Annotated in this window: 22 protein-coding genes; 14 read left to right on the top strand and 8 right to left on the bottom strand. The window is 70.6% G+C overall.

Features of this window, described 5'->3' with window-relative positions:
* Positions 1-10 precede the first annotated feature (10 nt).
* Both P2F65_RS05795 and P2F65_RS05790 read right to left on the bottom strand, forming a co-directional pair.
* Complete coding sequence (locus P2F65_RS05795) at positions 11-1,108, bottom strand: 2-oxoacid:ferredoxin oxidoreductase subunit beta (protein ID WP_275805056.1); 1,098 nt, start codon at positions 1,106-1,108, stop codon at positions 11-13.
* A complete protein-coding gene (locus tag P2F65_RS05790; RefSeq protein WP_275805054.1) occupies positions 1,105-2,988 on the bottom strand; it encodes a 2-oxoacid:acceptor oxidoreductase subunit alpha in 1,884 nt (627 codons plus the stop codon). The genes P2F65_RS05795 and P2F65_RS05790 overlap by 4 nt, the downstream gene beginning before the upstream one ends.
* Positions 2,989-3,161: 173 nt before the next feature.
* Here P2F65_RS05790 and P2F65_RS05785 point away from each other — a divergent pair, with 173 nt between their 5' ends.
* The 13 genes from P2F65_RS05785 to pepN all read left to right on the top strand — a co-directional run bounded on the left by P2F65_RS05785 (position 3,162) and on the right by pepN (position 15,796).
* Positions 3,162-3,521, top strand: coding sequence for an NADH-quinone oxidoreductase subunit A (locus P2F65_RS05785; protein WP_275805052.1), 360 nt, complete (start codon positions 3,162-3,164; stop codon positions 3,519-3,521).
* Entirely contained in the window at positions 3,521-4,120 is a 600-nt protein-coding gene (locus tag P2F65_RS05780) for an NADH-quinone oxidoreductase subunit B (protein WP_275805050.1), read from the top strand. The genes P2F65_RS05785 and P2F65_RS05780 overlap by 1 nt, the downstream gene beginning before the upstream one ends.
* Positions 4,113-4,646, top strand: coding sequence for an NADH-quinone oxidoreductase subunit C (locus P2F65_RS05775; RefSeq protein ID WP_275805048.1), 534 nt, complete (start codon positions 4,113-4,115; stop codon positions 4,644-4,646). The genes P2F65_RS05780 and P2F65_RS05775 overlap by 8 nt, the downstream gene beginning before the upstream one ends.
* Entirely contained in the window at positions 4,643-5,602 is a 960-nt protein-coding gene (gene nuoH, locus P2F65_RS05770) for an NADH-quinone oxidoreductase subunit NuoH (protein ID WP_275805046.1), read from the top strand. The genes P2F65_RS05775 and nuoH overlap by 4 nt, the downstream gene beginning before the upstream one ends.
* Complete coding sequence (locus P2F65_RS05765) at positions 5,599-6,249, top strand: 4Fe-4S binding protein (RefSeq protein WP_275805044.1); 651 nt, start codon at positions 5,599-5,601, stop codon at positions 6,247-6,249. Before nuoH ends, P2F65_RS05765 begins: the two co-directional genes overlap by 4 nt.
* The gene (locus tag P2F65_RS05760) at positions 6,246-6,800 is read left to right on the top strand and encodes an NADH-quinone oxidoreductase subunit J (RefSeq protein WP_275805042.1); all 555 of its coding nucleotides are present in this window, start codon (positions 6,246-6,248) and stop codon (positions 6,798-6,800) included. The genes P2F65_RS05765 and P2F65_RS05760 overlap by 4 nt, the downstream gene beginning before the upstream one ends.
* Positions 6,797-7,096, top strand: coding sequence for an NADH-quinone oxidoreductase subunit NuoK (nuoK, locus tag P2F65_RS05755; protein ID WP_275805040.1), 300 nt, complete (start codon positions 6,797-6,799; stop codon positions 7,094-7,096). Before P2F65_RS05760 ends, nuoK begins: the two co-directional genes overlap by 4 nt.
* Positions 7,093-8,940 (top strand): NADH-quinone oxidoreductase subunit L, encoded by a 1,848-nt coding sequence (locus P2F65_RS05750; RefSeq protein ID WP_275805038.1) that lies wholly within the window; start codon positions 7,093-7,095, stop codon positions 8,938-8,940. Before nuoK ends, P2F65_RS05750 begins: the two co-directional genes overlap by 4 nt.
* A complete protein-coding gene (locus P2F65_RS05745; protein WP_275805036.1) occupies positions 8,934-10,406 on the top strand; it encodes an NADH-quinone oxidoreductase subunit M in 1,473 nt (490 codons plus the stop codon). The genes P2F65_RS05750 and P2F65_RS05745 overlap by 7 nt, the downstream gene beginning before the upstream one ends.
* Positions 10,403-11,881 carry a proton-conducting transporter membrane subunit gene (locus P2F65_RS05740; protein WP_275805034.1) on the top strand — a complete coding sequence of 493 codons (1,479 nt, stop codon included), beginning with the start codon at positions 10,403-10,405 and terminating at the stop codon, positions 11,879-11,881. The genes P2F65_RS05745 and P2F65_RS05740 overlap by 4 nt, the downstream gene beginning before the upstream one ends.
* 60 nt (positions 11,882-11,941) lie before the next feature.
* Positions 11,942-12,814 (top strand): zinc metalloprotease HtpX, encoded by an 873-nt coding sequence (htpX, locus tag P2F65_RS05735; protein WP_275805032.1) that lies wholly within the window; start codon positions 11,942-11,944, stop codon positions 12,812-12,814.
* Positions 12,815-13,041: 227 nt separating this feature from the next.
* Positions 13,042-13,245 carry a cold-shock protein gene (locus tag P2F65_RS05730; protein WP_275805030.1) on the top strand — a complete coding sequence of 68 codons (204 nt, stop codon included), beginning with the start codon at positions 13,042-13,044 and terminating at the stop codon, positions 13,243-13,245.
* 79 nt (positions 13,246-13,324) lie between these two features.
* Positions 13,325-15,796 (top strand): aminopeptidase N, encoded by a 2,472-nt coding sequence (gene pepN / locus P2F65_RS05725; protein WP_275805028.1) that lies wholly within the window; start codon positions 13,325-13,327, stop codon positions 15,794-15,796.
* Positions 15,797-15,802: 6 nt separating this feature from the next.
* Here the strand turns inward: pepN and P2F65_RS05720 are convergent, their stop codons facing one another.
* The 5 genes from P2F65_RS05720 to P2F65_RS05700 all read right to left on the bottom strand — a co-directional run bounded on the left by P2F65_RS05720 (position 15,803) and on the right by P2F65_RS05700 (position 21,779).
* Positions 15,803-17,284 carry a polysaccharide biosynthesis tyrosine autokinase gene (locus tag P2F65_RS05720; RefSeq protein ID WP_275807290.1) on the bottom strand — a complete coding sequence of 494 codons (1,482 nt, stop codon included), beginning with the start codon at positions 17,282-17,284 and terminating at the stop codon, positions 15,803-15,805.
* Between the two features lie 38 nt (positions 17,285-17,322).
* Complete coding sequence (locus tag P2F65_RS05715) at positions 17,323-17,979, bottom strand: sugar transferase (RefSeq protein ID WP_275805027.1); 657 nt, start codon at positions 17,977-17,979, stop codon at positions 17,323-17,325.
* Positions 17,976-19,289, bottom strand: coding sequence for a polysaccharide deacetylase family protein (locus P2F65_RS05710; protein WP_275805025.1), 1,314 nt, complete (start codon positions 19,287-19,289; stop codon positions 17,976-17,978). The genes P2F65_RS05715 and P2F65_RS05710 overlap by 4 nt, the downstream gene beginning before the upstream one ends.
* A 243-nt stretch (positions 19,290-19,532) precedes the next feature.
* Positions 19,533-20,780, bottom strand: coding sequence for an oligosaccharide flippase family protein (locus P2F65_RS05705; protein ID WP_275805023.1), 1,248 nt, complete (start codon positions 20,778-20,780; stop codon positions 19,533-19,535).
* A gap of 69 nt (positions 20,781-20,849) precedes the next feature.
* Positions 20,850-21,779, bottom strand: a complete 930-nt coding sequence (locus P2F65_RS05700) for a glycosyltransferase family 2 protein (protein WP_275805022.1) — start codon at positions 21,777-21,779, stop codon at positions 20,850-20,852.
* Positions 21,780-21,941: 162 nt separating this feature from the next.
* On the opposite strand from P2F65_RS05700, the gene P2F65_RS05695 reads away from it, so the two are divergent.
* Positions 21,942-23,087 carry an O-antigen ligase family protein gene (locus tag P2F65_RS05695; protein ID WP_275805020.1) on the top strand — a complete coding sequence of 382 codons (1,146 nt, stop codon included), beginning with the start codon at positions 21,942-21,944 and terminating at the stop codon, positions 23,085-23,087.
* Here the strand turns inward: P2F65_RS05695 and P2F65_RS05690 are convergent.
* The gene (locus tag P2F65_RS05690; protein WP_275805019.1) at positions 23,026-24,081 is read right to left on the bottom strand and encodes a glycosyltransferase; all 1,056 of its coding nucleotides are present in this window, start codon (positions 24,079-24,081) and stop codon (positions 23,026-23,028) included. The genes P2F65_RS05695 and P2F65_RS05690 overlap by 62 nt on opposite strands.
* Positions 24,082-24,420: the final 339 nt, after the last annotated feature.

The raw sequence follows: 24,420 nt of genomic DNA, 5'->3' as shown, positions 1-24,420 counted from the left end.
CCGGCGGCCATCAGGCGACGGTCCAGGTGTCTTTGCCGTGGATGAGGCGCTCGAGGTCGGCGTCCGTGGGGGGACCGCCGGCCTTCTCGACGGCGGAGCCGACCTGGGCCCGCACGAGGTCGTCGTAGGTCGGCCGGGCCACGCTGCGAAAGACGCCCATGGGCACGTGCGTCATCTCCGGGGTGTCGAGCCGGGAGATCGCGAACGCCTGGGCAGGGTCGTCGGCGCCGGCCCGGTGGACGACGACGTCGTCCTGGTCGGCGTCGGCCTCGGGCACGAACTCCAGGCCGTCGCCGGTGCGGACGAGCACCTGGCGCTCGCCCTCGGCGCCGAGCCGGACCGGCTCCCCGTCGACCAGGTGGACGATGCGGGCCTCCTGCTGCTCGCGGTCCTTGATGAGGTCGAAGGCGCCGTCGTTGAAGATCGGGCAGTTCTGGTAGATCTCCACCAGGGCGGTGCCGCGGTGCTCGGCGGCCTGGCGCAGCACCTCGGTCAGGTGCTTGCGGTCGGAGTCCATGGTGCGCGCGACGAAGGTTGCCTCGGCGCCGAGGGCGAGGGAGACCGGGTTGAACGGCTGGTCCACCGACCCGAGCGGTGTCGACTTGGTGACGGCGCCGATGTGCGAGGTGGGGGAGTACTGGCCCTTGGTCAGCCCGTAGATCTGGTTGTTGAACAGCAGGATCGTGAGGTTGACGTTGCGGCGCAGCGCGTGGATGAGGTGGTTGCCGCCGATGGAGAGCGCGTCGCCGTCACCGGTGACCACCCACACCGCCAGGTCTTCGCGGCTGGTGGCCAGGCCGGTCGCGATGGCCGGGGCGCGGCCGTGGATGGAGTGCATCCCGTAGGTGTCGAGGTAGTACGGGAACCGGCTCGAGCAGCCGATGCCGGAGACGAAGACGATGTTCTCCCGCCTCAGGCCCAGCTCCGGCAGGAAGCCCTGCACCGCCGCGAGGATCGCGTAGTCGCCGCAACCGGGGCACCAGCGCACCTCCTGGTCGGAGGTGAACTCACGCTTGGTCTGCTTCGGGGCGTCCTCGGGGAGGCGCGGAACGGCGTCGGTGCCCGCGCGAGGCGAGCTGCCCGGCATACCGAGGTCGGTGGTGGTCATGCGGTTCCTCCGTTGTGGGGCACCGTCTGGGCGGCCACGATCGCGTCGGCGAGCTCGACGGTGGTGAAGGGCAGGCCGCGCACCTGCGTGAACGACTGGACGTCCACGAGGTACTTGCCGCGCAGGAGCAGCGCGAGCTGGCCCATGTTCATCTCGGGGACGAGGACGGTGCGGTAGCGCCGCAGGACCTCGCCGGTGTTGGCGGGGAAGGGGTTGAGGTGGCGCAGGTGCGCGCGGGCGACCTTGGCCCCGGTGTTGCGGACGCTGCGCACCGCGGCGGCGATCGGCCCGTAGGTCGAGCCCCAGCCCAGCACGAGCACCTCGGCCTCACCGCTGGGGTCGTCGACCTCGAGGTCGCCGATGGTCGACGCGATGCCCTCGACCTTGCCGGCGCGCAGCCTCGTCATGAGGTCGTGGTTGTCGGGGTCGTAGGAGATGTTGCCCGTGACGTTGGCCTTCTCGATGCCGCCGATGCGGTGCTCGAGGCCGGGGGTGCCCGGGACTGCCCACGGTCGGGCCAGGGTGGTCTCGTCGCGCAGGAACGGATGGAAGACCGGCTGGCCCGTGCCGTCGACGGCGTTGGGCTCGGTGGCGAACTCGACCGACAGGTCGGGCAGGTCCTTCACCGAGGGCAGGCGCCACGGCTCGGAGCCGTTCGCGAGGTAGCCGTCGGAGAGGAGGAAGACCGGCGTGCGGTAGGTCGTGGCGATCCGCACCGCCTCGAGGGCGGCGTCGAAGCAGTCCGCCGGAGAGCTCGGCGCGACGATCGGCACCGGGGACTCGCCGTTGCGGCCGAACATCGCCTGGAGCAGGTCGGACTGCTCGGTCTTGGTGGGCAGCCCGGTCGATGGCCCGCCGCGCTGGACGTCGACGATGATGAGCGGGAGCTCGAGCGAGACGGCGAGGCCGATGGTCTCCGACTTCAGGGCGACACCCGGCCCGGACGTCGTGGTGACGCCGATGGCGCCGCCGAAGCTGGCGCCGAGCGCGGCGCCGACGCCCGCGATCTCGTCCTCGCACTGCATGGTCGTGACGCCGTAACGCTTCAGGCCCGAGAGCGTGTGGAGGATGTCCGACGCCGGGGTGATCGGGTAGGAGCCCAGCACCAGGGGCAGGTGGGCGCGGTGGGCCGCGGTCACCAGGCCGTAGGCGAGGGCGACGTTGCCGGTCACGTTGCGGTAGGTGCCGGCAGGCATCTTCGCGGGGGCGATCTCGTAGGAGACGGAGAACGCCTCGGTCGTCTCGCCGTAGTTGAGGCCGGCGCGCAGGGCGGCGAGGTTGGCCTCGAGGATGTCCGGGCGCGAGCTGAACTTGTTCTTGAGGAACTGCTCGGTGCCGGTGGTGGGGCGGTGGTACATCCACGACAGCAGGCCGAGGGCGAACATGTTCTTCGCCCGCTCCTTGTCCTTGCGCGAGAGGTCGAAGCCGGCGAGCGCCTCGACGGTGATGGACGTCAGCGCGACGGGGTGCACCTGCCACGACTCGAGGGAGCCGTCGTCGAGGGGGCTCTCGGCGTAGCCGACCTTGGCGAGGTTGCGCTTCGAGAACTCGTCGGTGTTGACGATGATCGTCGCCCCGCGGGGCAGGTCGCGCAGGTTGGCCTTGAGCGCGGCCGGGTTCATCGCCACGAGCACGTCCGGGGCGTCGCCCGGGGTGAGCACGTCGTGGTCGGCGAAGTGCAGCTGGAAGGAGCTGACGCCGGGCAGGGTGCCCTGCGGCGCCCGGATCTCGGCCGGGAAGTTCGGAAGGGTCGACAGGTCGTTCCCGAGGGCCGCGGTCTCCGACGTGAAGCGGTCGCCGGTCAGCTGCATGCCGTCACCGGAGTCCCCAGCGAAGCGGATGACCACGCGGTCGAGCTGCTGGACGGACTTGCTGCTCATGTTCTCCCCGCCACCTGTTCCTCGGCATTTTCGGTCTCGTCGGCGGCTGCCCACGGCTCTTTTCTCCATGGTAAGTCCGCCCTTACCCACCTTTCTCCGGGGACCCGCATTTCGGACGAATTCGCGCCGCCACCTCCCGGCGCGTCCCGGCACAGGTCGCTAGGCTGCCAAGCGTGTCGCCCTACGTCGTCGTCGCAGCGGTGGTCCTGGTCGGGCTTGTGCTGTTCGTCGCCGCGATGGGCGCCCGTGCGCTGCTGGCGCCCAAGGCCCCGACCCGCGCCAAGCTGAAGACCTACGAGTCCGGCGTCGACCCGGTGGGCGAGGGCTGGGCGCAGACGCAGATCCGCTACTTCGTCTACGCCTTCCTGTACGTCATCTTCGCCGTCGACGCCGTCTACCTCTTCCCGTGGGCGCTGGTCATCCGCTCGTCCGGTCTCGGGGTCGCCTCGCTCGTCGAGATCGCGGTCTTCATCGGCGTCCTCGTCATCGGCCTCGCCCATGCGGCCCGGCGCGGTCTGCTCCGGTGGTTCTGATGGCCGTCGACCTCCCGCTGCCCCGCGTCGGCCCGGCCACCGACGTCGCACCGCAACCCATCAAGGTCGTCCTGAACTGGGGCCGGCGCTACTCACTGTGGGTCTTCAACTTCGGGCTCGCGTGCTGCGCCATCGAGTTCATCGCCGCGTCGATGGCCCGGCACGACTTCATCCGCCTCGGGGTCATCCCGTTCGCGCCGGGGCCCCGCCAGGCCGACCTCATGGTCGTCTCGGGCACGGTCACCGACAAGATGGCCCCGGCCATCCGCCGCCTGTACGACCAGATGCCCGAGCCGAAGTACGTCATCTCCTTCGGCGCCTGCTCGAACTCCGGCGGCCCGTACTGGGACTCGTACTCGGTCACCAAGGGTGTCGACACCGTCATCCCCGTCGACGTCTACGTGCCCGGCTGCCCGCCGCGGCCGGAGGCGCTCCTCCAGGGAATCCTCCGCCTCCAGGAGAAGATCGCCGCGGAGTCGCTGTCCACCAAGGGAATTCGGGCCAAGTATGCCGGTCACCGGCTCGCGAGCGCCGGTGAGCTCGCTCGTGGCCTGGTTCGCAGGCCCGCCGCGTCCGGCGAGGCGGGTGGCGATGGCTGACCCCGGGACGGTCGAGCGCCGTGAGGTGCCGCTCGAGGAGTGGGCGCAGGCGGTCGCGGAGGCCCGCGACGCGGCATACACGTTCTTCGACTGGCTCACCGCCGTCGACCAGACCGACGACGCCGAGCGCCCGGGCTTCGACGTCGTCTGCCACCTCATGGACGTCTCGGCGCCCACGTCCCTGCGCCGCGTCCTGATCCGCACGCGGGTGCCTGAGGGCACCGCGGTGCCGAGCATCACCGGCGTCTTCAGGGGCGCGGCCTGGCACGAGCGCGAGACCCACGAGATGTTCGGCGTCGACTTCGACGGCTTCGACGACGGCACCGGCCTCGGCCTGCGGCCCCTGCTGCTGCCCGACGGCTTCGAGGGCACACCACTGCGCAAGAGCTTCGTGCTGGCTGCGCGGGCCTCCAAGCAGTGGCCCGGTGCGAAGGAGCCCGGCGAGAGCGAGCACACCAGGACCACCGGCGGCCGCCGCCGTGTCCAGGCGCCCGGCGTCCCCGGCCCGGACTGGGGGCCGCGGTGAGCGACGTGCTCGAGGTGACGCTGCGCTCCGTCGGCGTGCTGGCCGCCTTCCTCGTGCTGCCGCTGCTCGTCGGCCAGGCCGAGCACAAGGTGATGGCGCACATGCAGGGCCGCCTCGGCCCCATGTATGCCGGGGGGTTCCACGGGTGGGCCCAGCTCGTCGCCGACGGGGTCAAGTTCGTGCAGAAGGAGGACATCACCCCGGCTGCCGCCGACCGGGGCGTGTTCCGGTTCGCGCCCGCGGTGGCGCTCGTGCCGTACCTCGTCGCCATGGCGGTGATCCCGCTGAGCCCTGAGGTGGTCGCCGCCGACGTGCCCGCCAGCGCGCTGTTCGTGCTCGCCGTCACCGCGGTCGGCATCCTGGGCACCCTCATGGCGGGGTGGGCCAGTGCCAACAAGTACTCGCTCCTCGGTGGGATGCGCGCCGCCGCCCAGCTGCTGTCCTACGAGCTGCCGCTCGTGCTCGCGGTCGCCTCGGTCTGCCTCGCCGCGGGTTCGCTGTCGCTGGCCGGCATCGCCGAGGCGTGGTCGCCCTGGTGGCTGCTCTGGCAGGCGCCCGGCGCCCTGGTGTTCCTCGTCGCGGCCGTCGCCGAGCTGCAGCGCCCGCCGTTCGACATGCCGATCGCCGACGCGGAGATCGTCTTCGGCGCCTACACCGAGTACACCGGGCTGCGGTTCGCCTTCTTCCTGCTCGCCGAGTACGCCGGCATCGTCGTGATGTCCCTGCTCTTCGCGGTGCTCTACCTCGGCGGCTGGCAGGGGCCCTTCGCGGACCAGCTCGGCTGGCTGTGGACGCTGCTCAAGGGCCTGGCCGTCGCCGTCCTGGTCATCTGGCTGCGGGTGGCCTGGCCGCGGCTGCGCGAGGACCAGCTCCAGCACCTGGCCTGGCTCGTGCTCGTGCCGCTGGCGCTGGCCCAGCTGGCCCTGACCGGCGTGTGGGTGGTGGCCGTCGCATGACCGACCCCTCGCGCCCACGTCGCTCCAGCGGCGCCCTGCCCGGCCTGCTCAAGGGCCTGGCCACCACGGCGAGGACCCTCGCCCGCCCCACGCACACCGCGGAGTACCCCGACGCGAAGCCCCACCTCCCGCCGCGCTCCCGCGGGGTCATCGCGCTGCTCGAGGAGAACTGCACCTCCTGCATGCTCTGCGCGCGGGAGTGCCCCGACTGGTGCATCTACATCGACTCGCACAAGGAGACGATCCCGGCGAGCACGCCCGGCGGTCGGGAGCGCCAGCGCAACGTCCTCGACCGGTTCGCCATCGACTTCTCCCTCTGCATGTACTGCGGGATCTGCATCGAGGTCTGCCCGTTCGACGCGTTGCACTGGAGCCCCGAGTTCGAGTACTCCGAGCTCGACATCCGCGACCTGCTGCACGAGAAGGACCGGCTGGGCCAGTGGATGCCGACCGTGCCACCGCCGCCGGCGCTCGACCCCGGATCGGTCGAGCCTGCCGAGGTCGCCGCGGCCAACAAGCCGGCGCGGCCGGTGAGGGCAGCGGGTGGGCCGACGACGGCCCGTCCGGCCCGCCCCGAGCGGCCGGAGCGTCCGGCCCGAGCCGAGCGCCCCGAGCGCCCGGCCCCGGCGCCGGAGGAGGAGCCGTGACCTCGCTCGACATCGCCTTCGCCGCGGTGGGGCTGCTCGCGGCGGCCAGCGGACTGCTGGCGGTGACGACGCGGCACGTCGTGCACGCCGCCCTGTGGCTCGTCGTGTGCCTCGGCTCCGTCGCCGGCTGCTACCTCGTGCTGGGGGCCGAGCTCGTGGCCCTCGTCCAGCTGCTGGTCTACGTCGGCGCCGTCGTGGTGCTGGTGCTCTTCGCCCTCATGCTCACCCGTGCGCCGATCGGCCCGAACCCCGAGGTGACGACCAGTCGGGCCCACCGGGCGCTCGCCGCCGTCCTCGGCGCCGGTGTCACCGCGCTCCTGCTCGCCGTGCTCCTGCCCGTGGCAGGAGGTGCACGTCCGCGCACCGGTGCGGCGAACAGTGCCGTGGCGGAACAGATCTTCGGCACCTGGGTGTGGCCCTTCGAGGCGCTCTCGCTCCTCCTGCTGGTCGCCCTCATCGCAGCCTTCGCGGTCTCGCGGATGGCCCGGGCCGCGGAGGTCGCCGAGTCCGAGCTCCCCGAGCCGGCCGCCCCCGAGAGGATCTCGCAGTGATCCACCTCGCCGGCCCCTACGCCCTCGCCGCGGTCCTCGCCGGGCTCGGGGCCTACGGCGTGCTTGCCCGCCGCAACGCCGTGCTCGTCCTCATCGGCGTCGAGCTGATCCTCAACGCGGCGAACCTGCTGCTCGTCTCGGTGGGCGCCGTCGCAGGCGACCCGTGGCAGGCGGGGAACGTGCTGACGCTCTTCGTCATCACCATCGCGGCGGCCGAGGTGTGCGTGGCCCTCGCGGTCGTGCTCGCGGTCTTCCGCCTGCGCGGCGACGTCGACCTCAGCCGGGAGGCTGGATGAGCCTCGCCGCCGCTCGCCTGGTCGTGCTCATCCCTGCTGCCGCAGCCCTTGTCGGGCTGCTGATCGCCCGTCGCGGCACCGGCCCCGCCCGCGCCGTCGCCGTCGGGGCGTCACTGGCCACGGTGGTCGCCGCGCTCGCCGGCCTTGCCACGGTGGGCGGCTCGCAGCAGGCCCACCTCGGGAGGATCCTCCCGGCCCTGGAGGCCGGCGACCTCGAGGTCCCCCTCCTCCTCCGGACGAGCGCCACACCGGCGCTCGTCGCCGTCGTGGTGGCCGTGGTCGGGTGGGCGGTGCAGGCGTTCGCCGGCTGGTACCTGCGGGCGGACGACCGGTACGGCGTCTTCTCGGCCACCGTGTCGCTGTTCTGCGCCGGGATGCTCCTCGTCGTGCACTCGGCCGACCTCGTCCTGACCTTCGTCGGCTGGGAGCTCATGGGCTGGTGCTCCTACCTGCTCATCGGCCACTGGAGCCGGAAGGAGAGCGCTCGCCGCGCCGCCCTCAAGGCCTTTCTCGTCACGCGCTTCGCCGACGTGGGGTTCCTGCTCGGCGTCCTGGCCCTGGCCTCGGGGCCGGGCTCCACGGCATACCCCAAGGTGCTGGCGCACTGGGCGCCCGGGGGCGACGCCGGGGAGGGGCTGCGCACGCTGGCCATGGTGCTGCTGCTCGTCGGCGTGCTCGGCAAGTCCGCCCAGTTCCCCTTCCACGACTGGCTCCCCGACGCCATGGAGGGCCCGACGCCAGCGTCCGCGCTCATCCACGCGGCCACCATGGTGGCCGCCGGCACCTACGTGCTGTCGTCGCTCTTCACCATCTTCGTCGCGAGCGACGGGGCCCGGTGGGTGCTGGCGATCAGCACGGTCGTCACGATGGTGTGGGCCGCGGTGCTGGCCTTCGGGCAGAGCGACCTCAAGCGACTGCTCGCCTACTCGACCCTCAGCCAGATCGCGCTGATGCTCTCGGCCCTGGCGGTCGCCCCGGCACAGGACGGCCCGGGAGCAGGTCTGCTGCACCTGTACTCCCACGCCTTCTTCAAGGCGCTGCTGTTCCTCCTCGTCGGTTGGCTGAGCGTCACGGTCGGCGGCACGGCCGCGGTCGCCATGCGCGGCAGCCTGCGCGGGCACGCGGTCATCCGCCCGGCCATGTTCGTCGGCCTGCTCGCCCTGGCCGGCGTGCCACCGCTGGTGGGGTTCGTCAGCAAGGAGCACGTCCTCGGCGCGGCCGAGGCCGGCGTCGCCGAGGGGGACGCGCGCTCGATGCTGGTGCTGGCGGCGCTCCTGGTGACCGTGGTGCTCACGGCGGCCTACTGCATGCGGGCCTGGCTGGTGCTGGACGACCTCACGACGGCCCGGCCCGAGGTCCACGAGGGTGACCAGGCCAACGCGCCGGTCATGGCGGCCGTCTCGGTGCTCAGCGTCCTCACGGTCTTCGGCGGCCTCGTGGTGTTCACCCCCTGGCTCGCCCTGGAGGGCCACATCGCGTGGTGGATGGCCCTGCTGACCGTGCTCCTGGTCGTGGGGGCGGCCGTCGCGGTGCGCAGCACGGCCAGGGGAGCTGACCCGGCCACGCGCCTGGTCGGGGCGCGGGTGCCGCAGTTCGACAGCGGGTTCGGCGCGGACGGCCTCTACGTCAGGCTGGTCGCCCGCCCGGTGCTGGCGCTGGCCCGGCTGGTGGTCTTCCTCGACCGCGAGGTGGTCGACGCCTACGTGCGCGGGAGCGCGGCCACCGCCGTGCTCTCCGGGCGTGGCGGCGCCCGCGTCCACCGGGCCGAGCGGTCGGCCACCTCGCTCGTGTGGGTCGTGCTCGGCGTGGTGGCCGTCGCGGCGGCGGGGGTGGCGCTGTGGTGATCGCCCTCAGCCTCGTGGTGCCCGCGGCGGTGGCCGTCTGGCTTCTCGGCGCGGGCCGCGACCTGTCGCACCGGGCGGTCAACCGGCTCGCCCTCGCCGCCAGCGGGGCCACCCTGGCGGCTGTCGTCGTCGCCGTGCTCACGCGCCCGACCGTCGACCGGCCCTGGGTGCCGGCCCTCGACCTGCGCTGGCAGCTGGCCGTCGACGGCATCAGCGCGCCGCTGCTCGTGATGACGGCGGTGCTCGGCGTGGCGGTCGTCGCCCACTCCTCGTCGCGGCGGCCCGAGGGCGGCACCCCGGCCGCCTTCCACGCCTGCCTGCTGCTCGTCGAGGCGGGCGCCCTGGCGACGTTCTACGCCCGCGACGCCATCCTGTTCTTCGTCGCCTTCGAGGTGGTGCTCGTCCCGATGTGGGTGCTCATCACCCGCTTCGGCGACGCCCACCGGCCGCAGGACCGCGCCGACGCCGGCGGACGCTTCGTCCTCTACACGGCCCTGGGCTCGACGCTGATGCTCGTCGGGATCCTCGCCCTGGTCGGTGCCGCGGGAACCGCGGACCTCGACGTGCTCGCCCGCGGCGAGGGGTCCGGCATACCGCGCAGCACGCAGCTGCTCATCGCCCTGGCCCTGGTCTCCGGGCTGGCCGTCAAGGTGCCCCTCTTCCCCGGGCACACCTGGCTCCCGCCCGCCCACACCATCGCGCCCACCGCGGGCTCGGTGCTGCTCGCGGCGGTGCTGCTGAAGATGGGCACCTACGGGCTGGTGCGCCTGCCCGTCGCGGTCGTGCCCGACGCGTTCGCGCGGCTGGCTCCCGCGGTGGCCGTGGTGGGTGCGGTCGGCATCCTGTGGGGAGGCCTGGCCTGCCTGGTGGAGCGTGACCTGAAACGGCTCATCGCGTACTCGTCCGTGGCGCACATGGGCTTCGTCGCCCTGGGGCTGGCCTCGGGCACGCGCACCGGCCTGCAGGCTGCCCTGTTCGCCAACGTCGCCCACGGCGTCGTCTCGGCCCTGCTGTTCTTCATCGTCGGCGGGCTCAAGGAGCGCTGGGGCTCGGCCGACCTGGCGGTGGCCCGTGCAGCGCTGCGCGAGGTCAGCCCACGGCTCGGGTTCGCCCTCGTCGTCGGGCTCGCCGCCTCGCTGGGGCTGCCGGGGCTGGCCGGGTTCTGGGGCGAGTTCCTCAGCCTGTATGCCGTGTGGTCGCCGGCCGAGGAGCTGCCGCTGGGTGTCTTCCGCGCCACCGCCGTGGCCGGGGCGCTGGGCACCGTGCTGGCGGCCGCCTACGCGCTGCGGGTCGCCCGCGCGGTGTGGATGGGTGAGCGGTCCACGCCGGTCATCGCCGACAGCCGCGGGGTCGAGTGGCTGGTCGTGGGCGGTCTCGTCGTGGCCGCCCTGGTGCTCGGCGTGCTGCCGCAGGTGCTGCTCTCCGTCACGAGCGACGCCGTCACCGCGCTGGTGGGTGGCTCGTGAGCACGGTGGTCTCCTTCGACGTGCTCGTGCTGGCGCCGGTGCTGGCACCCGCGGCCGGCGCGGTGCTCGTCCTGCTGCTGGACGTGCTGGCCCCCCACCTGCGGACCGCCCACCACGTCGTGGGGCTCCTGGCCCTCGCCGCGGGTCTGGCGCTCGCGGTGCCGGGGGCGCTGGGCACCGAGGCCGCACCGCTGCGCTCGCTGTGCCTGCCGGCTCCCGGCGGGGCCTGCTTCTACGAGGCGGGCCCGCTCGCGAGCGCCCTGCAGCTCGGGGCCCTGGCCTCGGCCATCGTGGTGCTGCTGCTCGTGTGGCCGAGCCGCGACACCCTCGAGCAGGAACCGCTGCGCGGCGGCCCGGCCGTGCTCGTCGCCCTGGTGCTGAGTGCCACCGCCGGCGCGGCCGCCGTCGCCGCGGCCCATGACCTCGGGTCCTGGCTGGTGGCCCTCGAGCTCGCCACCCTCCCGGCCATCGCGCTGGTCGCCCTGCGTGGCACGGTGCGGGCCGGCGCCGGCGCGTTGTCGCTGCTGGCCACCTCGCTCGTGTCCTTCGCCATGGTCGTGCTGGGAGCGGCCCTGTGGCTGGTCGGCACCGGCGAGGCGGTCTTCTCCGCCGGCGCCGTCGACCGGGCCCGCTCCGACGACGCCACGTGGGCGGTGCTCCTCCTCGGCGTCCTGCTCCTGGTCGGCGGCCTGGGCTTCAAGCTCTCGCTCGTGCCCTTCCACGCCTGGACACCGCAGGCGTATGCCGGCGGCGCCGAGCCCGTGGCGGCGTTCCTCGCCGCCACGTCGAAGGTCGCGGCCCTGGCCGCCCTCGTGGCGGTCCTGCGTCCCCTCGCTGCCGCCGGTGCCCCCGTCCTCCTCGCGATCGGCGTGCTGGCGGCGCTGTCCATGACCCTGGGGAACGTGCTCGCCCTCGTGCAGGACGACCCCGTGCGGCTGCTGGCCTGGTCGACGGTCGCCCAGGCCGGCTGGGTCGTGCTGCCGCTGGCCACCCTCGTCCCAGCCGGGCTGGCTGCGAGCGGCGGCTACCTGCTCGCCTACGTCATCGCCACCCTCGTCGCCTTCACCGTGGTCGTGCTGGTCGGCGGCGGGGCCGCGGGTCGCACGCTCACGGCATACCGGGGGCTGCTGCGCACCCGGCCGGTGCTGGGGGCGGCGCTCGGCCTCGCGCTGGTGTCGCTGGCCGGCCTGCCGCCCGGCGTCCTCGGCCTGGTCGCCAAGGTGGTGGCCCTGCGACCGGTCGTCGCCGAGGAGCTCTGGGTGCTGGCCCTGGTCGCGGTCGCCAACGCCGTCATCGGCGTCGCCGTCTACCTGCGGTGGTTCGCCGTCCTGTTCCAGGAGCCTGCCGCCGGGGCCGAGCCTGCGGGTGCGGTGCGTCGCGCGGGGCCGGGCCCGCTCGCCGCCCTGGCCCTCACCGGCACCGCCCTGGTGCTCACCAGCCTCGCCCCCCAGCTCCTGCTCGGCCTGCTCGCCTGAGCACGGCTGCAGCACGGGGCGACGCGGAACGGGACCCGTCCTTTCTGCGTTAATGGGGACATGCACAACCACTTCAACGGGCTGAAGACCGCCGCGCTGTTCGGCGGCATCTTCGCGCTCCTCCTCGGCATGGGCGCCGTGATCGGCGGCGGCAGGTACATCTGGCTGTTCGCGCTGCTCGGCGTGGGAATGACCGCGTTCGGCTACTGGAACAGCGACAAGATCGCCATCCGGGCCATGCATGCCTACCCCGTCAGCGAGGCACAGGCGCCGGCGATGTACCGGATCGTCCGCGAGCTCTCCACGGCCGCCGGCAAGCCGATGCCACGCCTCTACGTCTCGCCGACCCAGGCGCCCAACGCGTTCGCCACGGGCCGCAACCCCGAGAACGCGGCGGTGTGCGCGACCGAGGGCATCCTGGGGATGCTCGACGAGCGCGAGCTGCGGGGCGTGCTCGGCCACGAGCTGATGCACGTCTACAACCGCGACATCCTCACCGGCTCGGTGGCCGCCGCCATCGCCGGTGTGATCACCAGCGTCGCCCAGATGCTCATGTTCACCTCGATGTTCGGCGGCGGAGACGAAGAGGACCGCCCGAACCCGATCGCGCTGCTGGCGATGGCCCTGCTGGCCCCGTTCGCCGCGATGGTCATCCAGATGGCGATCAGCCGCACCCGGGAGTACGACGCCGACGAGGACGGCGCCCGCCTCACCGGCGACCCGCTCGCGCTGGCGTCGGCGCTGCGCAAGCTCGAGCAGGGCACGGCCCGCGCGCCGCTGGCCCCGACCCCGGCGCTGCAGAACTCCAGCCACATGATGATCGCGAACCCGTTCCGCCCCCAGGACGTGTCGCGGTTCTTCTCCACCCACCCGCCGATGGCCGAGCGCATCGCCCGGCTCGAGGCGATGGCCTACGGCTACCGCGCCGGCTGAGTCGCCCCTCGACGCGCTGGCGGGCCGGTCGTTCTGCGGTCGGCCCTCCAGCGTGCTACGGTTGCCGCAGTTGCAGTTGCAGTCCTCGCGTGAGAGTGGCCCGCCAAAGTGTGCGGGCCTTTTCTTTTACGGTGACCGTCCGTCGGTCTTCCGTGTCTGGGGTTTTTGAACGGCAGCTTGGGTCCCGCGTCCGCGGGTCCCACCGGCCACAAGGAAAAGAGAATCCCATGGCACAGGGAACAGTGAAGTGGTTCAACGCTGAGAAGGGCTTCGGCTTCATCGAGCAGGACGGCGGCGGTCCGGACGTGTTCGTGCACTACAGCGCGATCAACACCGGCGGCTACCGCTCCCTCGACGAGGCGCAGCGCGTGGAGTTCGAGGTCACGCAGGGCCCCAAGGGCCCGCAGGCGGAGAACGTCACCGCACTCTGAGCTGCACCACACAGCCTCACAGCAGGAGCCCCCGGCCGGTCGGTCGGGGGCTCCTGCCGTCCCCTGACACAATGCCGCCATGCCCTCACTGACGCGGTCCGAGGCCACCGAGCGCGCGGCGCTCATCGACGTCACGTCCATGGAGGTCGACCTCGACCTCGACCGGGGTGAGGAGCAGTTCGGCTCCACGACCACGATCCGGTTCACCTGCACCGAACCCGGTCGTTCGACCTTCCTCGACCTCGCGCCGGAGTCGTTGGAGTCGATCACCCTCAACGGGTCGCCGGTCGACCCCAGCGGACTCGTCGACGGACGCATCGCGCTCTCCGGGCTCGCGGCCGACAACGAGGTCGTCGTCGTCGCAACCATGCGCTACAGCCGCGACGGGCAGGGCCTGCACCGCGCCGTCGACCCCGCCGACGGGCAGCACTACGTCTATGGCCACCTGTTCCTCGACGCCGCCCCCACCGTCTTCGCCTGTTTCGACCAGCCCGACCTCAAGGCGCCGTATGCCGTGTCGGTCACCGCCCCGCGGGGCTGGCACGTGGTCGGCAACGGGGCGGCCACCGAGGTGTCGCCGGGGCGCTGGGAGCTGGCCCCCACCCGGCCGCTGGCCACCTACTTCGTCACCGTCTGCGCCGGCCCCTGGGCGTCCGTGCGCAGCGAGCACGACGGCATACCGCTCGGCATCCACGCCCGGGCCTCGCTGCGGGAGCCGCTGGAGCGGCAGGCGGAGCAGATGCTCGAGGTCACCCGGGCGAGCTTCGACTACTACCACCGGCTCTTCGGCATCCGGTACCCCTTCGGCGAGTACCACCAGGTCTTCGTGCCGGAGTTCAACGCCGGGGCGATGGAGAACCCGGGGTGCGTGACCTTCCGCGACACCTACGTCTTCCGGGGTGCTGCGGCGCGCGACGAGGTGCTGACCCGTTCGAACACGATCGCGCACGAGATGGCGCACATGTGGTTCGGCGACCTGGTGACCATGCGGTGGTGGGACGACCTGTGGCTCAACGAGTCGTTCGCCGAGTACATGGCCCACCGCACCACCGTGGACGCCACGGAGTTCACCGAGGGCTGGGTGGACTCCACCGTCGCCCGCAAGATGTGGGGGTATGCCGCGGAGCGCACCCCTTCTACGCACCCGGTGGCCGGAGGGGCGGCGCTCGACGCCCAGGCGGCGCTGCAGGACTTCGACGGCATCTCCTACGCCAAGGGCGCGGCGACGCTGCGCCAGCTGATCGCCCACATCGGCGACGACGCGTTCATTGCCGGGGTCAGCGCCTACCTGCGCGAGCACGCCTACGGCAACGGGACGCTGAGCGACTTCCTCGGCTTCATGGAGCGTGCCTCGGGCAAGGACCTGGGCGAGTGGAGCAAGGCGTGGCTGCTCACTGCGGGCCTCGACGTCCTCGCGGCAGACCAGGAGACGGGTGTCCTGACGCGTGAGGCGCCGGAGGCCTTCCCGGCCGACCGGCCGCACACACTCGACGTGGCAGGGTTCACCGGGGGGGCCGAGGTGTTCAGGGTGGGCGTCACCCTCGCCGGGCCGCGCACCGAGGTGCCCGAGCTGCGGGACGCACCGCGGGCCGAGCTCGTCGTGCCCAACGCCTCCGACCTGACCTGGGCGACCGTGGCGCTGGACGCGGCCACGCTGGCGGCGGTGCCGCGTAGCCTGGCGGAGGTGCCGGACGCTCAGGCGCGCGCCGTGCTGTGGGCGGCGCTGGTCGACGGCGTGTGCCTCGGCACGGTCGACCCGCGCCTCGTCGTCGAGACCTTCGGCCGCGCCTGGCCTCACGAGGACAACGAGTCGGTGCTCAACCGGGTCGCAAACGTCGTGCTCGGGAGGGTGGTCACGACGTTCCTGCCGCCCGAGGAGCAGGCCGCCGCCCGTGCTGTGGTCGCGGCGGCCGCCGCCGAGCTGCTCGACGCCGGCGAGCCGGGCTCCACCCGGGCGCTGCTGGGGGCGCGGCTGCTGGCCCGCAGCGCGGCCGACGAGGCCCGGCTGCGGCCGTGGGCGGAGCAGGAGGCGCTGCCCGCCGGGCTGGAGGGTGACTCGGACTTCCGGTGGCTCGTGGTGCGCAACCTCGCCGGGCAGGGGCTGGTCGACCGCGCGTTCGTCGAGCAGGTCCGTCGCGACGACGACACCCTCTCGGGGCGGCTCGGTGCCCTCGCGGCCACCGCGTCGCTGCCGGGGGAGGACGCCAAGGCCTGGGCCTGGAGGGAGCTGACCGCGAACCGGGACCGGTCCAACTACGAGCTCAACGCGCTCGCCTCCGGCTTCTGGTCCGGCGACGACCTCGACACCGTGCGCGGCTACGTCGGCCGCTACTTCGCCGACGTGCCGGCCATGGCGGGGTGGGTCGGCGCCGACGCGCTCGGCCGGGTTGCGACCCTGGCCTACCCGGCGCGGGTCGTCGAGCAGTCGACGGCCGAGGCCAGCGCGGCCACGCTGGCCGGCGACGGCCTCACGCCCGCGGTACGCCGGTCCATGGTGGACGCCGACTCCGAGCTGCGCGAGGCGCTGCGCTCGCGGGCCGCGTTCGGCTGAGACGTGTCAAGGCCGTCGTGGGTGGTGTGAATGCCATGCCGGCCGCACCGGTTCCCTGCCCACACGGGTCCCGTCCTCGGAGACGCCGCGGCGGTGCCCACTGTTCCGGTCACTCCGCCCGGCCCCCGAGCCCCAGTCCCCGTTCAGGTCGTCGGCACCCGCGTGGTTGAGCACGATCCCGAGCGCGCGCGCACCCACATGCTCCAGTCGCGCCAACGTTGCACCCAGCTCGTCCGACGTGGTCCTGTCAGCGGACACCACCAACAAGGCCCCTGACGCCATGCGAGACAGCAGAGCGGCGTCCGGCAACTGCAGCAGTGGCGGGGCGTCGACGAGCACAGTGGCGTCTCTGGAGAGGAGCTGCAGGAGGCTGTGCATCGCGGCGGAATCGACCAGCTCGGTGGCGAGCAGGGGCGACGTGCCCGCGCCGAGCACCTGCAGGCTCGGGTACTGCTCCACCCTCTGCAGGACGGCACCGACGGGCACTTCCCCCGTAAGCACCTCGGCCAAGCCATCACCGTCCGCCAGGCCCAGCGTCGCCATGGTGGTGGGGTGCCGGAGGTTGGCGTCGACGAGTACGACGGCTTGACCAGCCGCGGCCATGGCGATCGCCAGGTTGGTGGCCACCGTGGAGGTCCCGTACAGAGTCTGTGGTGCCGTGACCACCACGATGGCCGGAGGCTGTCCCCCGTCAGCGAACTGCAGGTGGGTCCGGAGGCGACGGAAGGAGTCAGCGGCGAGGCCTTGCGAGGACCTGGCGTCGCTCCTCGTCCTCATCAGGGCCATGACCTCCACTGCGGACCGCCCAAGTGCTGGACTCGAGGGGACGCCACCGACAACAGGGACGGAGGAGGATTCGCTGATGGCGGAGGTCGTGCGCAGGCGATGGTCGGACCGCCTGCGTGCCAGTGCGTAGGCAAGTCCGCTCCCCAGCCCGAGCAGGGCTGCGAGCGAGAGATACAGAGTCGTCCGCGGCGACACAGGGCGCGTGGGCAGGTCCGCCTCCTCAACGGGGATGAGGCGAAGCGTCTCGGCATTCTCGAACTGCTGGGGGTTCTCGACGGCGGCCACCTTGCCCTGCAGCGCCGTGATCCAGGTGTCGGCGAGCGTCTTGGCCCCCGAAGGGGTGGCCGCTCGAGCAGTCACCTCGACGAGCACGGTGTCGACCGGCTGCTCGGCAGTGATACGGGCGACCAGCTCCCCGGGCGACTCGCGCAGGCGGAGGCGTCGAATGACGTCTTCTGCGATGGCTCGGCTCGTGGCCAGCTGAACATATGACTTGGCCCGTGACTTCGACACCGTGTCGCTCGCCTCTGCCTTCGACGGGTCGCTCACAGTGCCGTAGCTGACGAAACCCCGTGCGGTGGCTTCGTAAGCGGGTGGCATGACGGCGCTGAGGACCGCCGCCGCAGCGATGGCCACCAATGTGATCCCGAGGATGGCGCGCCAGTAGGTGCGCACGAGCCTCAGGTAGTCCGTGAGTTCCATAGTCATCCCCGCCCCTCCTCCAACATGTCAACGCTGCCTCAGTAGGCCCCCGCCGAACGGCGTACCGCACTCGGAGTCCGACGAAGGATCTGCCAGTCCAACCTGAGCGACCAGTGGTCCACGTAGTGCAGGTCGAGTCGGACAGCCTCCTCCCAAGGGAGGTCGCTTCGACCATTCACCTGCCACAGACCCGTCATGCCGGGCTTGACGAGCAGTCGGCGGCACATCTCGGTCGAGTAGGTGTCGACCTCCGCAGCGACCTGCGGTCGAGGACCGACCAGGCTCATGTCTCCTCGGACGACGTTCCACAGCTGAGGTAGCTCGTCGAGGCTGAGGCGGCGCAGTACGGCGCCGACCCGAGTCACTCGGGGATCCCGCTTCACCTTGTACAGGGGTCCGAGGACCATGCCCTCCGAGGCCAGCACCGTCAGCAGCTGGGTTTCCGCGTCTGCGGTCATGGTACGGAACTTGTACATTCTGAAAGGCTCTCCGCCGTAGCCGATGCGCTCCTGGCAGTACAACACCGGGCCCGGGCTGTCACGCCGTATCGCGGCGGCGATCACCATGAGAAGCGGCGAGGCTGCGACGAGGCCGATGGCGGCCGCAGTCCGGTCGAGAGCGCTCTTGATTGCTCGATGACGCCGGCTGTTGCGCACCGGGGTCAGAAGCACCTCTGCAGTGACATCCACCGTCATCGCTGTGCACCTTCCCGCAGGACGTCGATGACGGGAAGGACCGCAAGCTCCTTGTCGGCGACGTAGTCGACGATCCTTCTGAAGGTGCGCACGGAACAGCTGAGGCTCTCTGTTCCACGAGGGGTGATCTCGTGGAACGTCAGGCACAGCCAGCCACGCGAGTCTGTGGTCTGGTCAATCATCTGCCTCACCTTGGTGAACGATTCACTGTTTGCTGCGGATCTGATCCGCATCAGGTTCTGCGGGGGCCATGTCTCCAAGCTCGCTGTGGTGTTGAGCCGTCCATAGCTGCAAAGGGTCTCGGCCGCGTCGGCGGCGGCGGTGCTGAAGGCGCCGAGAGGCCAGGCAAGACCGGCTCCCAGGCCCAGGTGGTTGTTCTGCACCCAGCGCCTCGCTGCGGAAATGTTGCTCCGGATCTGCGCAGGGGTGAGGGCGTCGAAACCGGCGTCGTGGTCGCGGCGAGTGTAGGAGTGGACTCCCACCTCCCAACCCGAGATGTCTCGGCATTGCCGCAGCTGTGAGGTGGTCATGTACGTCCCACCCGGTGTCTCCGCCACACGGTCGACGATGGGGTAGAGGCTTGCCGCCCAGCCGTAGTCGTCCAGAGCCGGCCTGGCATTGAGGAAGGGGGAGAGCCGGCCGTCGTCGAAGCAGATCGACACCGCCCCTCGTGGAAACGTTCGTGGCGGGGTGGCGAACTCGAGGGCGTTGAGGTGAATGGTCACCGTGGATCCCGGCCTCGATGTGGCAGTGAAACGCCAGTTGGTCACTGCGTGGTGCGAGCGTCCAACCAGTGAACCGGCGCTCGCGTTCAGTGTGACCCAGGTCCACTCGCCCTCCTTCAGATAGGAGGCGGCGACGCGTGCCTCACGGAGGTCGAGGTCGAAGTTGCGATGGTTCTCAAACCCGCCGTCTCCCGCATATAGACGCAGGGTTTCGAGCCGTGGCAGCCCATCCACCTTGAGTAGGACGCGAATGATCTTGCCCTGCAGGTCGATCGGAAACCGATAGGTCGGGGAGTCGATGCGGACGCCCGCGCCCGACCTGTCGGTCGTGAGAGTGAGCGACTGCTTTCCCAAGGTGAAGTCTGTGGGGTCGTCCATACGCACAGCGGCGGATCTGCCACTTGAGGACTGCCAACCGTGGTTCTTCTGAAAGCGAGTGATGATGGTGAACTTGGGCTTGCGTGAATGGAGTTGAGGTGCGGCGGCAGCCGACGCGTCGGTGTCCTGGATGGACGGCGAGCCAGTGACCGGCACCGCTGACAGGCGACGACCGTGGTTCTGGTCACGTGACAGCACTGCGCTCACCACCAGGCCGCCCCCTGCAAGGGTGGCACCACTGAGGATGGACCGTCGCGTCCACGTGCTCTCCCCCATGCCACCCCTTGTGAAGGTCACCGGTGCGCGGCCACCAACCGCGCTCTGGTCACACCCTCGGCGGGTTCGCCCAGGGCCGCCACCACCAATGGGTTTACGTCGACCGCGTCAGATGTGGCGCAAGCGATGCGCACATCCGCGCAGCGTCACGTTCCGAAGTGGGGTCCTCCTGGGCTAGTCAGTCGCGCGTGCAGGCTGAGCCTTCACGGTGCGCAGCCGAGCGAGAAGGATCGCGATGAGTGCGAGCGCCAGGGCGCCGTCGCTGGCGAGACTGGCGACGACCGCACCTTGCCAGCCGTGTTCCGGGATGAGCCACAGGCACAACGCCACATTGAGGACCGCGACGCAGATCTGTACGACGGTGCGCAAACCCTGGTGGCCTGCGCAGGTAAGGGTGTCCGCCGCGACGTAGTGACAACCCTTCAGGATCAGCAGAAATGAGAGGGCCCTCATCGCGGGCACTGCCTCCTGGTAGCTGGCTCCGAAGATCAGCGGCATCAAGTCAGCGCCAACGAGCATGGCAGCAGTCCCTGCAAGGCAGTAAGCCGTGACGGGGCGAAGGAGCCTCGACCTGACGACATCGAGAAGCGGCAGCAGGCCATCCGTGCCCGCCCTCCACATCGCCGGAAGGGCGGCGCCCAGCAGTGCACGTACCGGGACGTACGACATGTCGACGATGCGGTAGGCAGCTGAATAGATGCCTGTCGCCTCCAGCGTCGAGAGCTTGGCCAGCAGAGCCTTGTCCGCGTCGTTGTACATGGTCGTCGTCGACATGCCGACGGTGAACAGCATCCCGGTCTTCCACTCCCGGCCGAACTCCCGCAGCTGTGGTCTGCGCCAACTGACATGAACAGTCGTGGCGACCGCCAGGGCCCCCGCCACAGGCAAGGACGCGAGGGCGTACGACATCGTCCATGTCGTCAACGTGACGGACCAAGGCCCGATCATGAGGAGCACGAACGCGGCCAGTCTGCTCGCGTGCAGGAGCACCGGAAATGCCGCGGACGGCACCATCCGCTCCTTGGCGTGGAACACCGAGCGGGCCGCGTCGACCAGTTGTCCGAGCACGAGGTCTGCGAGGGCGACCGCCGCGACGACCTGGGGTGGCACTCCCGCCGGGACGATCCAAGGTGAGAGCAGCAGGAGGAGGCCCGAGAGAGCCGCCCCCGACAGGACGACGAGGACCACGCTGTTGGACCACTGCAGTGCAGCCTCTCCCCGTTGTTGGGCCACGTTCCGGATGATGAGCAAGGGAGAGCCCAGGCCGGAGAAGGGAAGGAGCAGTGCAACGAGCGCCAGCAGAGCAGCGGCGGCACCAAAGTCGCTCGACCCCAGCTCGCGGGCGACCAGCACGAAGTAGCCGCCCTGTATCGCCAGACGCCCGGTCTGCCCGAACAGCAGGACGGCCGTGTTGCGCTGCATGCGGGTCGATGACGTGTCCGCTCTCACCACTCCACAGCCTCTCAGCCGACCCGGCAGCCCTGATCCGTTTCAGCTCCTCCTCGTGGCCGCGGCCGCGCCGGCTTCGAGCACGTTGCGAGGAAGGACGCCGGCCAACCCCAGCGTCATCGCGCTCGCGCTCGGCAGGGCACGCGCGTGGAGCAGTTCCTTGACGACGGCACGGCACCCTTCGGGGCTGCGGGCATGTAGGGCGTACCGCAGGGGTTGGGCCACGAGGAAGTCCGAGTACACGCGAGGGCTCCACCGACCCCGCCACCGGGTGGCCCACCCCAGTGAGGAACGCCAGTCTGCGTCCCCGGACATCGAGCCTCCGGCGCCGATCCAGCAGGCGGTGCCGGTGATCGGCAGCTGCTCGAGCACGGAGCCGGGAACGGACAGGGCGCGCAGCAGGAAGTCCCAGTCCTGGTGTCGCCTCAAGTGCTCGTCCCAGGGCACCTCCCTGGCCAGAGCCGCTTCGACCATGAGGGTGGGCGCGAACACCGAGGCGCGATCCACCCCCAGCCGCCGTCGGCGGAAGAGATACTCCTCCAGAGGCTCGCCAGACCGGTAGAGCCGACTCGGAAGTGGAGCGCTCTCCGCGGCGGGGGCTTCCCAGCGGTGGACGGCACGGCAGCTGACGACGGGCCGGTGCCCCGCACGAGCCAAGAATTCGCACGTGTTGAGCTGGGCTCGTAGCTTCCCCGGGAGGAACTCGTCATCGTCGTCCAAGAAGGCGACCCACGGTGCTCGAGCAGCGCGGACTCCAAGGTTCCTCGCGTGGCCGGCTCCGCGTCCACCACCGGTGTGGATGACCACGTCGACGAGGTTCCGGACCTCGGAAGGACAGGACGCCTCCAGTCCTCTGTCGATAACCAGCACGACCTCGACGTTCGTTCCCGGTTCTCTCGTGCTCCGGACGGCCCGGAGCAGCTCGGGTCTGAGAACGGTGGGAATGATGACGCTGACGTCGTACTGGTCCACGATGGCACCCTAACCGTACCCTGTTGGCGCTCAGGGCAATTCGTGGAAGGGGGCTGGATGCAACCGCTGTTTCAAGCCGTTCTGCTCCTCCTGAGCACCACGGTACTAGTCGTTTTGTGGTGCACCAGAAGCTCGAACCGGCCCTCTCAGGCGCAGTTGGCTGTGTTCGTTCTCGTTGGCGCTGGCCTGGCGGGCGACACTACCTTCCTTGACGGTGATGTCTACTTCCGTGCGGCGGTCGTCATCTGCTTCGTAGCGATCTTCGTGCTGCCCTTCGGAACTCGTGCCCTGCCGCCGGCAACGAAGCGCGCCCTGGCCCTGGCCTGCCTTCTGTTGTGGGCCTGGTTGGCGGTGGTGGACCTGCTCGCCGCAGACCTGCAGGCGGGTCAGCTCGTGGCGCCTCTCACGTCGTTGGTGGTCCTCGTCCTGAGTGGCGTCATGTCCGCTCCGCTTGGGATGACGCCACGCGTGCTGGGTCGCACCCTGCTGACCGTCCTGGCAGTCGTCGGGGTGGCCAGCGCACTCCTTCCGGCGTCCTGGCGCGCGTGCGACGAGTTCAAGTGTGGTCCGGCAGGAGCCTTGATGACCGGTCCCTTCCCGTCGGAGAACTATCTGGCCATGCAGGCGGTGCTCGTGCTGGCCTGGGTGCTATTGGGGCTCAGGGGTTCGCTGCGCGTCACCGCAGTGCTGCTCGTCGCCACGCTCTTGCTGGCGAGTGGTTCACGCACCTCCATGATCGTGGCGTTGCTCGCCCTGTTGCTGTTCGTGGTGTCAGGAAGGGAACGCCATACGACAGGACCCAGACGGCCCGTCTCCTACGTGACCGCGTCCTTGCTGGGGATGCTTGCGGTCGTTGTGGGGTACGTGCTGATCGTACGGTCCACCACGAGCACCTTCAGCAACCGTGGGCAGACGTGGGCACGGGCGGTGGAGGCCGTCGAGGAGCACCCATGGCGCGGACTGGGATTCCACTCTTGGTTCGAGCTGCAGAGAGTCGGGACCCTGCCGGATCACTTCGCACACAGCGAGTACCTCATCCTTCTCTTCTCCGGTGGCTACGTCGCGCTGGCCCTGTTCGCTGTGGTGATTGCGGTCGCGGTGCGGCAAACGGCTGCGATGTCGCCAGGTCCGTTGGCACGTGCCGCTTTGCCAGTGTTCGTGTTTGCCGGCTTGGGCTTGACCGAGAGCGTGTGGAACCCGTTCACGTTTGACGGCTCGAGCTGGCCCATCCTGGTGATGCTGCTGGTCACTGGTCGCCCACGCGTTGACTCCAGGCCCCGTGCAGAACGTGCTGCCACTGCTGCCTGACGCGATGTGGCCCGAAGGTGCGCTCCCTCCGCTTGGCTGCCTCTTCCCAGACCGTCGGTGAACGGGCGAGAGAAAGTGCGCTCTCCACGGCATCGGCAAAGTCACGCGGCTCGTTCTGGCCGATGACACCGGGCACGTAGTAGGGCACGAGCTCATTCATGACGGCGCGGTCACAGACCGCGACGGGAACGCCTGCAGCGGCCGCTTCGAACAGTGCGTAGCCGAAGGTCTCCGAGTGAGAGGGGTGCACGAGGACGTCGCACTCCTCGAGCAAGGCTGCCACGTCGCTTCGCCGACCCAGGAGCTGGACCCGGTCCTCGAGGCGGCGGGCCGCCACCAGTGCGAGCAGCTTCTTGTGCTCGGGCCCGTCGCCGGCCAAGCGCAGGGTGCAGCGAGGCAGATGCTCCATCGCCTCGACGGCAAGTCGCCAGTTCTTGACGGGTGCCAGCACCCCCAGACCGAGCAGGGTGTACGGCCCAGCTGTCCCTGACGTGTTGCGTGAGGCGGGACTCGGGCGTGTGCCGGCGGGCAGCAGGTTCGGAATCACCACAGTGGTCGGCGTTCGGTGACGTGCCCGTGCGCACTGCCGTCGCACGGCATCACTGACGCACACAACGGTGTCTGCACGGCGGAAGGCTGGTCGCGCGAGAAGCCACAGCAGCCGCATTCTCCGGGAGATGTGGATGCGCTGCGGGGTCAAGGAGTGCTCCCAGACGATGCAGCCGGTCATGTCCCAGTGTCGGACCCAGGAGAGCACCGTGGTGCACCAGACCCCGACCGCCACCACCACCGTCCCCTGCGGCAGGCGCTGCAGTGCGCGCCGCAAGGGGAGCGTGCTGCGGGGTAGTCGCGTGATGCCCGGGGGTACGCGCAGGTGGACGCATTCCACGTCGATGAGCTCAGGTGACGTCAGTTCGGGACCAGAGAGAGCAATGATCGTGACCCGCATTGTGCGGGCGAGGTCGCCGGCAAGGGCGACAAGAGCGTTCTCCATGCCCCCTCGGGGCACTAAGGAGTCGGTGATGAACACGACGCTTGAGGGCTCCGTCATTCTTGACCCCCAGTGCGATCCGCCGTTGTCAAACTGATCATGCGCGATGAGGGATCCGTGCGCAACAACCCGTCGCGCCAGACCAGGACGTGAAGGCGCAAACCAAAATGGCTGCGCGGTAACGGAATCCATCGCACCCCTTTGGGGTCTTGAGTGATTGCGGGCGTAGGTGAATTTCGTCCAGATGAGGGACGCGACCGTTGCGCCTCGTGTCAGATGCTGGCACCCAAGATCCGAGTTCACCCACGGGGGAGTGAGTGTCGTATGCGCAGCGGGCACAAT

The organism is Knoellia sp. p5-6-4 (assembly GCF_029222705.1).
Lineage (GTDB): Bacteria > Actinomycetota > Actinomycetes > Actinomycetales > Dermatophilaceae > Pedococcus_A.
Note: the sequence above shows the minus strand (reverse complement) of the source record. Positions and strands in the feature narration are given on the sequence as shown.

Coding starts and splice junctions, on each gene's coding strand:
- P2F65_RS05795 (WP_275805056.1), bottom strand. CDS start 1,108: ATGACCACCACCGACCTCGGTATGCCGGGCAGCTCGCCTCGCGCGGGC.
- P2F65_RS05790 (WP_275805054.1), bottom strand. CDS start 2,988: ATGAGCAGCAAGTCCGTCCAGCAGCTCGACCGCGTGGTCATCCGCTTC.
- P2F65_RS05780 (WP_275805050.1), top strand. CDS start 3,521: ATGGCCGTCGACCTCCCGCTGCCCCGCGTCGGCCCGGCCACCGACGTC.
- P2F65_RS05775 (WP_275805048.1), top strand. CDS start 4,113: ATGGCTGACCCCGGGACGGTCGAGCGCCGTGAGGTGCCGCTCGAGGAG.
- P2F65_RS05765 (WP_275805044.1), top strand. CDS start 5,599: ATGACCGACCCCTCGCGCCCACGTCGCTCCAGCGGCGCCCTGCCCGGC.
- P2F65_RS05750 (WP_275805038.1), top strand. CDS start 7,093: ATGAGCCTCGCCGCCGCTCGCCTGGTCGTGCTCATCCCTGCTGCCGCA.
- htpX (WP_275805032.1), top strand. CDS start 11,942: ATGCACAACCACTTCAACGGGCTGAAGACCGCCGCGCTGTTCGGCGGC.
- P2F65_RS05730 (WP_275805030.1), top strand. CDS start 13,042: ATGGCACAGGGAACAGTGAAGTGGTTCAACGCTGAGAAGGGCTTCGGC.
- pepN (WP_275805028.1), top strand. CDS start 13,325: ATGCCCTCACTGACGCGGTCCGAGGCCACCGAGCGCGCGGCGCTCATC.
- P2F65_RS05720 (WP_275807290.1), bottom strand. CDS start 17,284: ATGGAACTCACGGACTACCTGAGGCTCGTGCGCACCTACTGGCGCGCC.
- P2F65_RS05715 (WP_275805027.1), bottom strand. CDS start 17,979: ATGACGGTGGATGTCACTGCAGAGGTGCTTCTGACCCCGGTGCGCAAC.
- P2F65_RS05705 (WP_275805023.1), bottom strand. CDS start 20,780: ATGCAGCGCAACACGGCCGTCCTGCTGTTCGGGCAGACCGGGCGTCTG.
- P2F65_RS05690 (WP_275805019.1), bottom strand. CDS start 24,081: ATGGAGAACGCTCTTGTCGCCCTTGCCGGCGACCTCGCCCGCACAATG.